The sequence below is a fragment of the Flavobacterium olei genome (assembly GCF_039749035.1).
Taxonomy (GTDB): domain Bacteria; phylum Bacteroidota; class Bacteroidia; order Flavobacteriales; family Flavobacteriaceae; genus Flavobacterium; species Flavobacterium olei.
In genome coordinates, this window is the sequence record NZ_JBDKWC010000005.1 from 462111 (window position 1) to 477802 (window position 15692).

Genomic DNA, 15692 nt, shown 5'->3' on the forward strand with positions numbered 1-15692 from the left:
ATAATTGCATTCGGATTTATTTAATATAAAAGCTAAATAATTAGCGAAGGCGTCTCTTTACTATTTTTGAGATTATTCAGAACCATAAACAGCCATTTGAAATATTTGAAGTATCAATCTGATAGCTATAGAGCAGCAAAACTATACACGTAAATAGTATTGTTTTTTGACAATAAAGTATCAGCTGCTGAAAATCTTTCTTATTACGTTTGAAATTCATTTTACTATAAAAATATTCATTGAGATATATTAGAACCAATAAACCAAATAATAACCAGTATAGATTATAAAAATATAAGAAATGGCAGTAACAATAGGCGTAGATATTGGTGGAAGCCACATTAGCAGTGCAGCAGTAAATGGTAACAGCTTTGTGATGATTCCCCAGACATATTTTAGCGGGCCGGTAGATTGTAAGGCTTCTAAAGAAATTATAATAAAGAAATGGGCAGAAATAATTAATCAGACGATTGCGGCTGTTAAGGAACTGCCGGAATACGCTCCGGAGGATAAAATCGGAATTGCTTTTTCTATGCCGGGCCCGTTTCAATACGAATCGGGGATTGCAATGTTTGAAGGAAATGATAAATACGAATCTTTATACAACGTTTCCATTTCGCAGGAACTGATAAAATATTTAACTGCTAAAAATGTAAGCTTCAGATTTCTCAATGACGCCAGTTGCTTTGGTGTCGGAGGATCACTTACAGCAGAATCGGCAGGAGCCAGAAGAATAATTTCTGTTACTTTGGGAACTGGGTTTGGAGCCGCTTTTCTGGATAATAAATTACCCTTAACACATGGTGACAACGTACCTCATAATGGATGTTTATGGGATAAACCTTTTAAAGACGGAATTGCAGACAGTTATTTTTCAACAAGATGGTTTTTAAAAGAATACGAAATTAATACCGGAATTAAACTAACCGATGGAGTTAAGGAAATTGCAGGAATTGAGGGGCTTTCTACAAACAAAATATTTGATGATTTTGCCAATAATTTAAGCGATTTTCTAATTCCTTATATAACAGATTTTGAAGCAGATCATCTCATTCTGGGAGGTAATATTGCCAAATCGAATAGGCTGTTTTTACCAAAATTCAGAGACAATCTAAAAAGTAAAAGTATCGATTTAGACATTTCAATAATAGAAAATACCGAGCAGACTTCTATTTTAGGTTCAAGTTATTTGTATAATGAAAATTTCTGGCAAAGAATTAAGGCAGATCTTCCTTATTTCTAATACGTAATACTTTACTATATTTGAAAAATATTATGGATTTAAAATAAAAAGAATCTAAAGAATGAAGAAAAAACCTGTTTCCATTAGAAATATTGCAGAAGAATTGAAAATCTCTGTAACCACAGTATCTTTCGTACTAAATGGTAAAGCAAAAGAAAAACATATTTCTAAGGAGCTTACAAAAAAGGTTTTAGACTATGCCAAAGAAATTAATTACAGACCCAACCAGATAGCACAAAGCCTTAGAACAGGGAAATCTAAGTTATTGGTTTTCATGGTCGAAGATATTTCAAACAATTTCTTTTCCCAGCTCGCCCGTATTTTTGAAGACATTGCATACGAAAAGGGGTATAAGGTGATTTTTTGCAGTAACGAAAACGACGATGAAAAAGCAAACGAACTAATAACCTTGTTTAATTTTCGCCAGGTTGACGGATTCATTATTGTGCCTTCTCCAGGCATCCGGGATACTATTGAGAATTTAATTAAAGATAATATTCCCGTAATTTTATTAGACAGATTTTATGAAGGACTGGATTGCAACAGTGTAGTAATCGATAATGAGCAGGCTTCGTTTGATGCTACACAGCATTTGATTCATAATAAGTTTAAAAATATCTGCTTTATTAGTACTGCATCAGATCAGAGCCAGATGTACGGTCGTTTACATGGTTATGAAAAAGCAGTAAAAGCAAATGGTCTGGAACCACATATTCTTCAGATTCCCTTTAATGAAATTATTAAAGGAAAAGGAAAGGAATATATTGCGAAATTCTTCAAACAGAATAAAGAGTTAGATGCTGTTTTCTTTTCTACCAATTATCTTGCACAAAGCGGATTAGAAGTACTAAAAGAAACAAATCAAAATTTAATAAAAGAGTTGGGATTAATCGCTTTTGATGATAATGATATGTTCAAAATTTACGATCCGACCATTACATCTGTTGCTCAGCCATTAGTTGAAATCAGCACTAAATTAATGGAAGTTATGCTGCCTCTTTTAAAGAATAAAGATGTTGCAGAAGGAAGTCAGAAAATCGTTTTAAAAACAGAATTAATCATCCGTGAATCTTCTTTAAAAAAGACTAAATAATACATTTTATACGATAGATTTTAAAAAAATTAACCCGCCCAAAAATCAGGATTTACCATTGATTTTTGGGCGGGTTTTTTTGTACATTTTCATCTTTCATACCTTCATTTTAGTTATTCGTCTTTTTGCTGGTGCCTTTCATCGTTTTTTGGAAGCAAATTCCCGCTATTTTACAATTTCTTGTTTTAACTTTTAATTAAGAAACAACTGTTTTACAACGTTTTCGCTATATTTTATTGCATAATTTTTAATGGATTTCGTTAAATTCAGGAATATCTTCAAATATTAACAGTAAAATTATATTTAGTAAAATAAATTTTTTTTTACTAAAACGTTTTAGTATGTTTGTTATGAGTTAATAAGTTATTAAAGTCATTTAGTTTTTAAAGATTAAAAATTACCGGAACTTTTAATCAGGTCAAAAAACTTCAGACAGTGTAAAGCAGTTTTTCTACAAACCGTTTTTTACCGTTTTTTATTAATTCAATTATTGCTAACTAACCAAAATATTTCATGATGAAACATTCGAATTGCAGAATGGAAAGGATGCTCTGTATGCGTTTTTTCCTTACAATTGCTTTGCTATGCTGCGGGTTTAACCACGTAATCGCGCAGGATCAAAAAATTAAGGTCTCCGGGGTTATTACTTCTCTCTCAGACCGCTTATCTCTTCCCGGAGTTTCGGTGATAGATGTAAGTAATCCTAAAAATGGAGTTGATGCAGATTTTGACGGGCGCTACACGATTACCTTAAACAATGGTAATGCAACCTTAAGATTTTCCATGGTTGGCTACAAACCAGTTGAAGTAAAAGTCAACAACAGAAGCGTAATCAATGTAACGATGCAGGAAGATGTATCGGCATTAGATGAAGTGGTAGTAGTAGGTTACGGTACCCAAAAGAAAAGGAAGGTTACCGGAGCTATTGATCAGGTAAATAATGAGGCTTTTAAAGGAAGACCAAATGTTAATGCGACTTTGGCATTGCAGGGAAAAGCTCCCAGTTTAATCATACAACAAACTAATTCTGAGCCTGGTGCTGGTATTAATCTTAATATTAGAGGAGTAAGTACTTTAGGAAATAATAGTCCTTTAATAGTGATTGATGGAATTGTAGGAGGAGATATTAACTCACTGAATCCTGCGGATATCGATAACATTTCTGTATTAAAAGATGCAGGTAGTGCTGCCATTTATGGATCCAGAGCCAGTAATGGTGTTGTACTTATTACAACTAAAAAAGGAAGTAAAAGTAAGCCAATGTCTGTTCAGTACAGTAGTCTTGTGGGTTTCAATACGCCTAAATATTTTACTGCGCCGGTTCACGGGTACGAAAATGCGATGCTGAGAAATGAAGCTGCATTTAACTCAGGCGAATCTACAGCAGTATTTACAGCAGCTAAGATTGCCGAATTAAAAGCTAAAGGAGATACAGAATGGTTTGCGGACGAAATTGTAAGACCGGCAGCGCAGATTAATCAAAGTCTTTCGGTTTCAGGAGGTAATGAAAACTCCACTTATTTAGTTTCGTTGGGGTACATCAATCAGGGAAGTACTTTTGTTGGACCTACGAAAGGTATGGAGCGTTATAACTTTAGAATGAACTTTACTAATGAGTATGGCAGGTTTAAATTGACGTCTACAATGGCTTATTCTAAACAACTGATTAACGACCACTCTTCTAATACCAGTACTTTAATGGTGGATGCTTTCAGGGTTCCGTTATACTATACTCAAAAAGATAAAGATGGTAACTACCTGACAAACGATGTTTTACAACAGTTTAATTCATTAGGTATCTTAGAACAGGGTGGTTTTAGAAAATATGATAATGATGATCTTTTCGGAGCTTTAAATGCCGAACTTAAAATTACAGATGGGTTAAAAGTAAGAGGAGTTTTTGGAGGACGCTTATGGAACGGAAGCATGTTTAGCAGAGTTAAGCAGGTTCAGTTTTCCCCACAAGGAGTGTATGGCGCTGACCGTGATACCAGAGACGAAACCAACAAAAGCCTGGATTTGAATACGCAGTTTTTATTAGAATATAATAAAGCGTTTGGTAACCACAATGTGGGCGCATTAGTAGGTGTTTCTAACGAAAGCCATAATGAAAGACGCACAGCAATCTACAAGAAATTTACAGATCCTGATTTGGGAACACCAACCAGCGAAACAGTGATCGGACCGGACTCGTATAATTCTAACGGAACAGATACGAACAGAAATCCGGCATCTCCTGTAAGCAGTCTTAATTCTCTTTTTGGTCGTGCTTCTTACGATTACAAAGAAAAATATTTTGCAGAATTTAGTTTTAGATACGATGGTTCATCAAAATTCAGAGATGAAATTCGTTGGGGATTCTTCCCGTCTGCAAACTTAGGGTATGCACTTACGAAAGAGGACTTTATGGAAAATTACAACAACAATGTAGGTAATATTAAATTGAGAGCTTCTTACGGACTTGTTGGAAATCAGAACGTCAACAATTACCAATATCAAACAACTTACTTTGCAATACAGAATAATTACGGATTTGATAATAAAGCGGTAAGCGGTGCAGGATTTAACTTTGCAAACGCTGACCTGCAATGGGAAAAGGCAGCGACCTTAAACTTGGGACTTGACGCAGATTTCTTTAAAGGAGCACTGTCATTTTCATTTGATTTCTTTGACAAGGTGACTTCAGATATTCTTGTTCCGCCACAAGTTCCGGGAGTATACGGTACAGGACTTCCAGATTTTAATTCAGCAAAAGTAGGAAACAGAGGCTGGGAGGTAAGCGCTACTTACAGACATAAAGGAAAAGCAGTAAATCAAAGTCTGACCGTAAATATTGGTGATTCTAAAAACAAAGTTCTGGACTATAATAATGGGCAGGAGAGATTAACAGGAGTAGAAGAGCTTCAGGTTATTTTGCGCGAAGGACTTCCTTTTAATTCCTATGTTGGTTTAAAAAGAGACGGATATTTCCAAAACATCGAAGAGATTCAAGGAGCAGCAGTTCCTGCCGGAATCAATGTCGTTCCTGGTGACAACCGTTATGTAGATGTAAACAAAGATGGAAAAATAGACGACAAGGATAAATTCATTTTTGGCAATCCTTTTCCAAGATATACTTTCGGGGTCACTTATAATGTAGATTATAAAAACTTTGACTTAAGTGTATTTGTTCAGGGAGTTGGTAAAAGAACCATGATGATCAGAGGAGAGCTTGTAGAACCGTTCCATTACAATTACGGGATGACAATGTATACGCACCAACTGGATTACTGGAGCCCTCAAAATCCGGATGCAAGATATCCAAGGCTGGCAAACAATGGTACACAATCCAATACAAACAACTTCAGAAATGGTTCTGACATGTATCTGTATGATGGTGCATACGCAAGACTTAAAAACGTACAGGTAGGTTATTCACTACCAAATGACGTAGCAGAAAAATTAGGTATGAGCAGATTCCGCATGTATGTTTCGGGACAAAATCTCTTAACCTTATCAAAAGTAAAATTTGTTGATCCTGAGCTATCAGAATTTAACAGTAACATGTACACTAACGGCGCAAACAGCGGAAGAGCTTTTCCAACACAGGTGTATTACGGGATGGGTATTGATATCAGCTTTTAAAAAAAATCAAAATGAAAAACATATTTAAATATATAAAATTCGTGCCGGTAGTATTATTACTATTGGTAAGCTGCGAGGACCTGGATCAGTCGCCAGAAGACCGATTTACAGATGCGAATTACTGGACTAGTGTAGACAAAGCTCAGATGATGCTCAACACGGCATACTCGCAAATGCAAAAAAGTGAATATTTCTTTTATAATGAAGGGCTTTCTGATAACGCTTATAACGGAAGAGGTGATAATGCAGGAGCAGCTTCAATAGGAGCCGGACTTTATGATCCTTCGCTGGGAAGATTAAAAACCGAATGGAATGACAGATACGCTGGTATTAAATCCTGTAATATTTTATTGGAAAATATCGACAGAGTGCCTAATGCAGATCCGGCTGTAATTGCAAGAATGAAAGCCGAAGCACGTTTTTTAAGAGCGTTTCAGCATTTTCAACTGACAACATGGTTTGGCGATATTCCGCTGTTGCAGAAAGATCCATCTTTGTCAGAAGCAACAACAATTAAAAGAACGCCGCACGCAGAAGTAATTCAGTTCGTGTTAAGTGAATTGGATGCCATAACGCCGTCTTTACCCAAAAACACCCAAATTGCATCTTCAGAAAGAGGAAGAATCTCAATGGGAGCTGCTGCAGCCCTAAAAGCAAGAGTTCTTTTGTATGAAGGAAAATGGGCAGAAGTGGTGCAGGTAACAGAGCAATTTATGGCTATGGCGTACGGCCAGTACAGTTTATTTCCTTCTTATGAAGGTCTTTTTCAACAGGCAAACGAATATAGCAGTGAAGATATCTTAAGCCTGCAATACGTTACAACAGACAGAACCTGGGGCGAATTTTTTGATATGGCTCCAATATCTGCGGGTGCAAGATTAAATGCTCTTGCTCCAACACAGGAATTGGTAGACAGTTACATTATGCTTAACGGAAAAAGAATAAACGAAGCAGGATCAGGCTACAACGAAAATGATCCTTACGTTAACAGAGATCCGAGACTAACAGGAACAGTGGTTTATGATAAATATGTCTGGAAAGAAGCTGACGGAAGTTCACACATCATTTACATTAAACCGGGATCTTCTCCAACGGCAAATCATCCTGATGAGTTTGTACAGGGATCTTCTTCTACACCAACAGGTTACTTTACACGCAAGTATTATGATATGCAGCATGGAACAGATTTAAAATCAGGATTAAATTTAATGTTGTTTAGATATGCAGATATATTACTAATGCATGCTGAAGCTAAAAATGAACTGAACCAAATGACAAGCACAATTTGGGATCAGACGATTAAGCTTTTAAGAAGCCGTGCCGGTTTTACAGATGCAGAAGCTTTATCTTATAATAGTGCATTAGGGCAAGAAGGGCTTAGAGAAGTAATTAGAAATGAGCGTCGTACAGAATTTGGTATGGAAGGTTTAAGAATCTTTGATATCAGAAGATGGAAAATTGCTGAAGATGTTTTAAACGGATATGCACACGGAGCAAAATTTGGTATCTCGTCTGTAGATAACGGTTACTTAAGAGTAAACTTAAGAAATTTTGATCCTTCAAAACATTACTTGTGGCCTATACCAAGAGACGAGCGTTTGATTAATACTAATTTAACCCAAAATCCAAACTGGTAAAAACTAACTAACCTAAATAATAAAAACATGAAAAATATTTATATCAAATTAGTATTTCTATTATGTGCAGTATTTCTTGTAAGCTGCGATAATGATGAAAAAATGGATCATACAAATGTAACCGCTGTTAATGCACTTTATTCTCCTGCTAACAACAAGTTTTTTGACCTTAACGCTCAGAGTTCTGCAGTTTTTGAATGGGAAGGCGCTAAAGCGGAAGACAATGGAGCGGTACTTTATGACGTGGTTTTTGATAAGGAAAACGGCGATTTCTCTAAACCAATTTTTACAATTCCTTCTGATGGAAATGGTTTTCAAAAGACACTTAATCTTTCTTTTGCAGATTTAAATAAAATCGCCATACTGGCAGGAATTCCGTCTGAAACCATCGGAAAATTGAAATGGACCGTTTATTCTTCTAAAGGAATTAACGTTCAAAAATCAACCGTATCAGGTGTTATCGAATTTTTAACCCCAAGCGGATTCCCAACTCCTGATCAGTTATTTATTACAGGAACAGGTTCTGAAAATGGTGAAACTGTTGCCAATGCGCAGTCTTTCAAAAAGCTTGGTGCAACAAAATTTGAAATTTATACCAAATTAAGACCGGGTACTTATAAATTCATTACAAGAAAAAACGGAACACCGGAAGTTTTCTCAGTTAATGAAGGCAAATTAAAACAAGATGGTGAAACTACTTATTCAGGAGAAGCAAAAGTATATAGAATTGTTGTAGACTTCAGTAATGGCGGGACAACTATGACAGAAATCAAAAAAGTCGAATTATGGTTTCCTCCGCTTGGTCAATACCTTTTTGAGTACACGTATGCCGGAGGCGGTATCTGGAAAGCAGATAATAAACTCATCACTTTCAAACAGGAATCATGGGGTAGAGACGAACGCTATAAATTTAAATTTACTGTAGTAAACGGTGCCACAACCAGCGAAGAATGGTACGGAAGTGTTAATGGCGATAACAGTCGTCCTGACGGAAATGTAGCAGCTTCGTACTGGTACATGGTTCCGGTAACTAATGATTTCTGGAGTAACTCTTTCAAATTTGCTTCTGCAGTAGACAATAAGAACGTAAATGCAGAAATTAATTTTAGTGCAGCCTCACCAGCGTACACACACAGTTTTAAAGTTTTGTAGATAACCCATAAACGTCTCTTAAGGAGATCTTTGAGAGACGTTTTATTAAATGAAATTATATTATGAAAAAATTATTTTCAACACGTTATACTGTCGCATTGCTTATGGCAGTGGGATTTGGGTTATTGGTCACTTCCTGCGATGATGATCCGATTCCGTTGCGTGATCCCAACGGAGAAGTTGGTACCGAATTTAAATATACCTGGGCACAAACAGCCGATTCTTTACAGAATTCAACTTACAACAATTATTTGGGCACCAACGGAACTTTTGTGCAGAATAATGCAGGAAATGGTACCTTTAATTACTGGCCAAATGCGCATGTTCTGGATGTCTTGGTTGACGGATATCTGAGAACCAATAATGACAATTATAAAACCAGAATGAAAGCTTTAGTTCAGGGAATTAAAGTTAAAAATGGAAATAATACATACAACAATGTTTTTAATGACGATATGCTTTGGCTTGCTAATTCCTGCCTTCGCGCTTATGATGCCACAAAAGATCAGGAATATAAAGATGTTGCCGATTATTTATGGGGAAGAATAAAACTAAGCTGGAGTGATGTTTTTGGAGGCGGAATAACCTGGAAACAGGATACACCAAGACAAAAAAATGCGGTGTCCAACGGTCCGGCGGTGATTCTTGCCATGAGATTGTACGAAATTGACAAAAAGCAAGAAGATCTGGACTGGGCAAAGAAAATTTATGCGTGGCAGAAAAGCAATCTGGTAGATCCTGTTTCGGGAACTGTCTGGGATAATATTTCAGAAGTAAACGGCGTGATTACAACCAATAAAGACTGGGTTTTTACATACAATATGGGAACCTGGATCGGTGCGGGTTTAAGATTGTACAAAGCAACAAACGAGCAAACGTATCTGGATGATGCATTAAAATCGGGAAGAACGGTATTAACCAGTCCGAAGTTGCTTTCAGAAGGACTTCTTAGAGACGAAGGACAAGGAGATGGAGGTTTATTCAAAGGAATTCTAATTCGTTATTTTGTTGAACTAACAGAACATCCAACAATTAATGCTACAGATAAAGAGAAATTTGCGGCATTTTTAAAGTTTAATGCTGAGACATTTTATAAAAAAGGAATTTTAAGGCCAACTATGCTTTCCGGAAACAACTGGAAAGTAGCTCCAACTGCCGGCGGCAGCGTCGATCTAACCACACAATTGAGCGGTGTGATGTTAATTGAAGCAGCAGCCAAACTGGATAAAGATGGCTATTTTGATTAGTTAGTTTAAGTAGTATTGTTTAGTAATTTTTGTAATACCTGAAGGTAATAAACGGCCTTCAGGTTTTATAGTATTTATTCAACCTAAAAGTATCACATGAAAAATAAGATTACCATAATACTTTTTCTCCTTTTTGCACTAAACGGTTTTGCGCAGTGGAAACCTCAGGGAGATAAAATTAAAACAAAATGGGCAGAGCAGGTAGACCCCAATAATACGCTTCCGGAATATCCGAGACCGATAATGGAACGAAGCCAATGGAAAAATCTCAATGGTTTATGGAACTATGCAATACAACCGGCAGGACAAGCTGCGCCAAAAGGGTATGATGGAAAAATCCTCGTTCCTTTTGCTGTAGAATCAAGCCTTTCCGGTGTAATGAAAACCGTAGGCTCAGAAAAAGAACTTTGGTATGAAACCACTTTTACGGTAGATAACGGATGGAAAAGTAAAGACATTTTATTGCACTTTGGAGCAGTAGACTGGAAAACTGAAGTGTATATTAATGATATAAAAATCGGAACACACACAGGAGGATACGTTCCTTTTACTTTTAATATCACGCCTTATCTAAACGGAAAATCTCAAAAATTAGTTGTTAAGGTCTGGGATCCCACAAATGACGGAACGCAGCCCAGAGGTAAGCAGGTTAAAAATCCTGAAAGTATTTGGTATACTCCTGTAACCGGTATCTGGCAAACCGTCTGGTTAGAGCCGGTCAGCAAAAAACATTTTACGAACCTGCGTACTACACCGGACATTGACCGCAACACCATACATATAAAACCTGAAATTGAGGGAAGTAATCCCTCAGATATTGTCGAAATTACAGTCTTAGATGGCACAAAAACAATTGCATCAGAAAAAGCGGTTGCCGGACAAGAGCTGGATTTAGTTTTAAACAATCCTAAATTATGGTCGCCGGATGCTCCGTTTTTGTATGATATCAAAGTGAAATTGATTAGCGGAGGAAAAGTTGCCGACGAAGTAAAAAGTTATTTTGCCATGCGTAAGATTTCCTCAAAAAGAGATCAGAACGGTATTGTAAGAATTCAGTTAAACAATAAAGACTGCTTTCAGTTCGGACCACTGGATCAGGGTTGGTGGCCCGACGGATTATACACCGCGCCAACAGACGAAGCTTTAAAATATGATCTTGTGCGCACTAAAGAATTAGGTTTTAATATGATTCGCAAACACGTAAAAGTGGAGCCGGCAAGATGGTATACGCATTGCGATAAAATGGGAATTATGGTCTGGCAGGATATGCCAAGCGGCGATGCAGGTCCCATTTGGCAGATGCATCAATATTTTGACGGAAATGAATTGAAAAGAACCGCTCAGTCTGAGGAAACTTACAGGAAAGAATGGCGTGAAATTATGGATTATTTATATTCTTATCCTAGTATCGTAGTCTGGGTTCCTTTTAACGAAGCATGGGGACAATTTAAAACGGTTGAAATTACCGACTGGACCAAAAATCACGATCCGGGCAGACTGGTTAATTCGTCCAGCGGAGGAAATCATTTTCAAACGGGAGATATGTTAGACATTCATCATTATCCGGGACCGGAATTAAAGCTGTACGATGCACGAAGAATTACCGTTTTAGGCGAGTATGGCGGAATCGGTTTTCCCGTTACAGGTCATCTTTGGCAGAGCGACAAAAACTGGGGTTATACACAGTTTAAAAATACAGACGAGACGACAGCCAAATACAAAGAATATGCAGATCAATTGATAACGCAGGCAAAAGCTGGCTTTTCTGCTGCGGTTTATACCCAGACTACAGATGTAGAGGGTGAAGTTAACGGTTTTATGACGTACGACAGAAAAGTAGATAAAATGAATTTTTCTGAAGTAAATAAAATAAACAAAGAGGTAATTAATTCGATTAATAATTAGCATCGCAAATGAAAATAAAAAACGCCACTGTATTTCTACTTTTTGCCTTCACTTTTGTTAGTGCACAAAATACGCAGATAATTACGCCGCAACTTCCCGTTGACTGGGTTAATCCCTTAATTGGATCTGATTCCGATTACGGAATTTCGAACGGAAATACGTATCCCGCAATTGCAATGCCGTGGGGAATGAATTTCTGGACTCCGCAAACGGGAAAAATGGGCGACGGCTGGGCGTATACTTATAAATCTAACAGGATTAAAGGTTTTAAACAAACACATCAGCCTTCTCCCTGGATGAATGATTATGGTCAGTTTTCAATCATGCCCGTTACAGGTGAATTAAAATTTAAAGAAGAAGACAGACAAAGCTGGTTTTCGCATAAAGCTGAAACCGTAACGCCTTATTATTACAGCGTTTATCTCGCAGACCATAATGTTACAACCGAAATCACTCCGACAGAAAGAGCTGCGAGATTTAGATTTACTTTTCCGGAAACAGACAAAGCTTATATCATAATTGACGCTTTTGATAAAGGTTCGTATGTGAAAATTATTCCTTCTGAAAGAAAAATTATCGGCTACACGACTAAAAACAGCGGAGGTGTTCCTGAAAATTTTAAAAACTATTTCGTCATTATTTTTGATAAGGATTTTGAACTGACTTCTACTTTTAATGGAGATGTTTTAGCAAAAGCATTAGAGACAAAAGCAGATCACGCCGGTGCGGTAATAGGTTTTAAAACAAAGGCAGGTGAAATAGTAAATGCTCAGGTGGCATCTTCTTTTATAAGCTATGATCAGGCTGAAATTAATCTGAAAGAAATTGGTACCAATGATTTTGATGCGCTTAAAGCGAAAGGTAAAGCCATCTGGAACAAAGAATTAGCAAGAATTAAAGTAGACGGAGGAACACCGGACCAAATAGGGACTTTTTATTCGTGTTTGTACAGATCGCTTCTTTTTCCGAGGAAATTTTACGAATACGATCAAAATAAAAAAGTGGTGCATTACAGTCCGTACAACGGGAAAGTTTTGCCGGGTTATATGTTTGCCGACACTGGTTTTTGGGACACTTTCAGAGCTTTATATCCATTTCTTAATTTAATGTATCCGGAATTGAATACACAAATGCAGGAAGGTTTATCGAATGCGTTTAACGAAAGCGGCTGGCTTCCGGAATGGTCAAGTCCGGGATTACGCGACATTATGGTCGGAAACAACTCTGCCTCGATTGTATCTGAAGCGTATTTAAAAAGCGGAAAAGTAAAAAAATACGATATCGAGAATTTGTACAAAGCGTTAATTCATGGCGCAAACAATGCGGGTCCGATGAAAGCAGTTGGACGCGCGGCAGCAGATTCATATAATGCTTTAGGATATGTTCCGAATGATGAAGTTAACGAAAGTGCCGCCAGAACATTAGAATATGCATACGATGATTTTGCTATTTACCAATTGGCTAAAGCTTTGAATAAGCCAAAATCAGAAATTGAGTTGTACAAAAAGAGAAGTTTCAATTATAAAAATCTTTTCGATCCTAAATACAATCTCATGCGTCCTAAAAATAAGGATGGAAAATTTATGGAACCGTTTGATCCTTTTCTCTGGTTTAACGGATTTACAGAAGGTAACAGCTGGCATTATTCATGGTCTGTTTTTCATGATATACAAGGTTTAGTGGATTTAATGGGAGGTCAGAAAGTATTTGTTTCCCAGTTAGACAAAGTTTTTTCATCTCCGCCGGTATTTGCAACTTCCAATTTTTCCGGAGGCGTAATTCACGAAATGAGAGAAATGCAGATTGCGAATATGGGGCAATATGCACACGGGAATCAGCCGATACAGCACATGATTTATCTTTATAATTATGGTGGTGAACCGTGGAAAACACAATATTGGGTACGCGAAACCATGAACAGAATGTATCATGCCACTCCCGATGGTTATTGCGGAGATGAAGATAACGGTCAGACTTCTGCGTGGTATGTTTTTTCTTCTTTAGGATTTTACCCCGTAACACCAGCCTCAGATCAGTATGTAATGGGTGCGCCGTTATTCAAAAAAGCCACTATTCAGCTGGAAAATGGAAAATCTATTATAATTAATGCTCCCGCAAACAGCGAACAGAATCGGTACGTAAAAGAAATGAAAATCAGAGGAAAAGTGTATGCGAAAAACTGGCTCAGTCATTCTGATCTGATGAAAGGTGCGACGCTGGATTTTGAGATGTCTGCCACGCCAAACACAAACAGAGGAACCAAAAAAGAAGATTTTCCATACTCTTTATCAAATGAATAAACGAAGGGTTTTTTCCTTCACAATTTTAAAAATATATAATTATGCAAAGAAGAAAATTTATCCAAAACACAGTTTTATTTAGCAGTTTAGCGCTTATCGATCCGTTGGAAATAATAGCAGGAACAAAAGCGGTTAAAGATTTTCCAATTGTCAGGGTTGCTAAAAACAAAAGAAATTTTGAAAGTGAGTTTATCGAAAAGACAATTGCTGAATTTCAAAAAAATGTAAAAGATAAAGAACTGGGATGGCTTTTCAATAACTGTTTTCCAAATACACTGGATACGACAGTAACCTATTCACAGAAAAACGGCAGACCAGATACTTACGTAATCACGGGAGATATTGACGCCATGTGGTTGAGGGACAGTTCTGCGCAGGTTTGGCCGTATATGGCATTTGCAGGAAAAGACGAAAAACTTAAAAACCTGATTGCCGGCGTAATAAACAGACAGACAGAATACATTCTGAAAGATCCGTATGCCAATGCATTTTATAATGATCCGAACAAAAAAGGAGAGTGGACAACCGATCACACGGATATGAAACCCGGCGTTCACGAAAGAAAATATGAAATAGATTCACTTTGCTATCCGATTCGTTTAGCGTACAATTACTGGAAAAATACGAAAGACGTTTCACCTTTTGATGAAAATTGGGTAAAAGCTATTAAAACCACGTTAAAGGTTTTCAGGGATCAACAGCAAAAAGATGGTAAAAATCCGTACACTTTTCAGAGAACAACTCAGTTTGCAACCGATACAAGACCGTTAAAAGGATACGGTTATCCTGTAAAACCAGTTGGATTAGTTTGCTCAGCCTTCAGACCAAGTGATGATGCAACTGTTTTTTCTTTTTTAATTCCGTCGAATTTCTTTATTGTAGCGAGTATGAATCAGGCTGCAGAAATGCTGGAATCCATCAAAAAAGATAACGGAACTGCCAAAGAATTAAGAGCTCTGGCAGATGAAGTTTCAAAAGCAATTAAAGAACACGCCATCGTAAAACACCCAAAACATGGTGATATTTATGCATTTGAAGTAGACGGTTTTGGAGGTCACTTACTAATGGATGATTCCAATGTACCAAGTTTATTAAGTCTTCCATATTTGGATGCGATTGATGTAAAAGATCCTATTTATCAAAATACACGAAAATTTATCCTTTCAGAAGATAACCCGTTCTTCTTTAAAGGAAAAGTAGCCGAAGGAGTGGGAGGACCGCACGTTGGTATGGATATGATCTGGCCAATGTCACTCGTTATGAGAGCCTATACAACCTCTGATGCAGCCGAAATTAAAAATTGCATCAGAATGCTGAAAGCTTCGCACGGAGATACAGGTTTTATGCACGAATCTTTTCATAAAGATGATGCTAAGAATTTTACCCGATCCTGGTTTGCATGGACCAATACTTTGTTTGGCGAGCTTTTATGGGACACGTACAAAACCAATCCCAAATTGCTTGAATTATAACCTGTAACTGATTTTAATT

9 protein-coding genes are annotated in these 15692 nt (G+C 37.1%); all 9 read left to right on the forward strand.

The annotated features are described in order from the left end of the window. Window positions 1-301 precede the first annotated feature (301 nt). Window positions 302-1243: an ROK family protein gene (locus ABEB31_RS15515; protein ID WP_347052548.1), complete on the forward strand. Its 942-nt coding sequence runs from the start codon at window positions 302-304 to the stop codon at window positions 1241-1243. A gap of 61 nt (window positions 1244-1304) precedes the next feature. Next, the gene (locus tag ABEB31_RS15520; RefSeq protein WP_347052549.1) at window positions 1305-2336 is read left to right on the forward strand and encodes a LacI family DNA-binding transcriptional regulator; all 1032 of its coding nucleotides are present in this window, start codon (window positions 1305-1307) and stop codon (window positions 2334-2336) included. 516 nt (window positions 2337-2852) lie between these two features. Further along, the gene (locus ABEB31_RS15525; RefSeq protein ID WP_347052550.1) at window positions 2853-5960 is read left to right on the forward strand and encodes a SusC/RagA family TonB-linked outer membrane protein; all 3108 of its coding nucleotides are present in this window, start codon (window positions 2853-2855) and stop codon (window positions 5958-5960) included. Between the two features lie 11 nt (window positions 5961-5971). Further along, window positions 5972-7597, forward strand: a complete 1626-nt coding sequence (locus ABEB31_RS15530) for a RagB/SusD family nutrient uptake outer membrane protein (protein ID WP_347052551.1) — start codon at window positions 5972-5974, stop codon at window positions 7595-7597. A 27-nt stretch (window positions 7598-7624) separates the two neighbouring features. Then, window positions 7625-8749 carry a SusE domain-containing protein gene (locus tag ABEB31_RS15535; protein ID WP_347052552.1) on the forward strand — a complete coding sequence of 375 codons (1125 nt, stop codon included), beginning with the start codon at window positions 7625-7627 and terminating at the stop codon, window positions 8747-8749. 62 nt (window positions 8750-8811) lie between these two features. Continuing rightward, window positions 8812-9996: a glycoside hydrolase family 76 protein gene (locus ABEB31_RS15540; RefSeq protein ID WP_347052553.1), complete on the forward strand. Its 1185-nt coding sequence runs from the start codon at window positions 8812-8814 to the stop codon at window positions 9994-9996. 96 nt (window positions 9997-10092) lie between these two features. Continuing rightward, the gene (locus tag ABEB31_RS15545) at window positions 10093-11901 is read left to right on the forward strand and encodes a glycoside hydrolase family 2 protein (protein ID WP_347052554.1); all 1809 of its coding nucleotides are present in this window, start codon (window positions 10093-10095) and stop codon (window positions 11899-11901) included. A gap of 8 nt (window positions 11902-11909) precedes the next feature. Continuing rightward, a complete protein-coding gene (locus ABEB31_RS15550; RefSeq protein WP_347052555.1) occupies window positions 11910-14201 on the forward strand; it encodes a GH92 family glycosyl hydrolase in 2292 nt (763 codons plus the stop codon). 41 nt (window positions 14202-14242) lie between these two features. Continuing rightward, window positions 14243-15673, forward strand: a complete 1431-nt coding sequence (locus tag ABEB31_RS15555; RefSeq protein WP_347052556.1) for a glycoside hydrolase family 125 protein — start codon at window positions 14243-14245, stop codon at window positions 15671-15673. The last annotated feature ends 19 nt before the right edge of the window (window positions 15674-15692 follow it).

What these genes read in the sequence shown, in the direction of transcription:
- ABEB31_RS15550 (WP_347052555.1), top strand. Translation starts at nt 11,910, where the DNA reads ATGAAAATAAAAAACGCCACTGTATTTCTACTTTTTGCCTTCACTTTT.
- ABEB31_RS15525 (WP_347052550.1), top strand. Translation starts at nt 2,853, where the DNA reads ATGAAACATTCGAATTGCAGAATGGAAAGGATGCTCTGTATGCGTTTT.
- ABEB31_RS15535 (WP_347052552.1), top strand. Translation starts at nt 7,625, where the DNA reads ATGAAAAATATTTATATCAAATTAGTATTTCTATTATGTGCAGTATTT.
- ABEB31_RS15555 (WP_347052556.1), top strand. Translation starts at nt 14,243, where the DNA reads ATGCAAAGAAGAAAATTTATCCAAAACACAGTTTTATTTAGCAGTTTA.
- ABEB31_RS15520 (WP_347052549.1), top strand. Translation starts at nt 1,305, where the DNA reads ATGAAGAAAAAACCTGTTTCCATTAGAAATATTGCAGAAGAATTGAAA.
- ABEB31_RS15545 (WP_347052554.1), top strand. Translation starts at nt 10,093, where the DNA reads ATGAAAAATAAGATTACCATAATACTTTTTCTCCTTTTTGCACTAAAC.
- ABEB31_RS15530 (WP_347052551.1), top strand. Translation starts at nt 5,972, where the DNA reads ATGAAAAACATATTTAAATATATAAAATTCGTGCCGGTAGTATTATTA.
- ABEB31_RS15540 (WP_347052553.1), top strand. Translation starts at nt 8,812, where the DNA reads ATGAAAAAATTATTTTCAACACGTTATACTGTCGCATTGCTTATGGCA.
- ABEB31_RS15515 (WP_347052548.1), top strand. Translation starts at nt 302, where the DNA reads ATGGCAGTAACAATAGGCGTAGATATTGGTGGAAGCCACATTAGCAGT.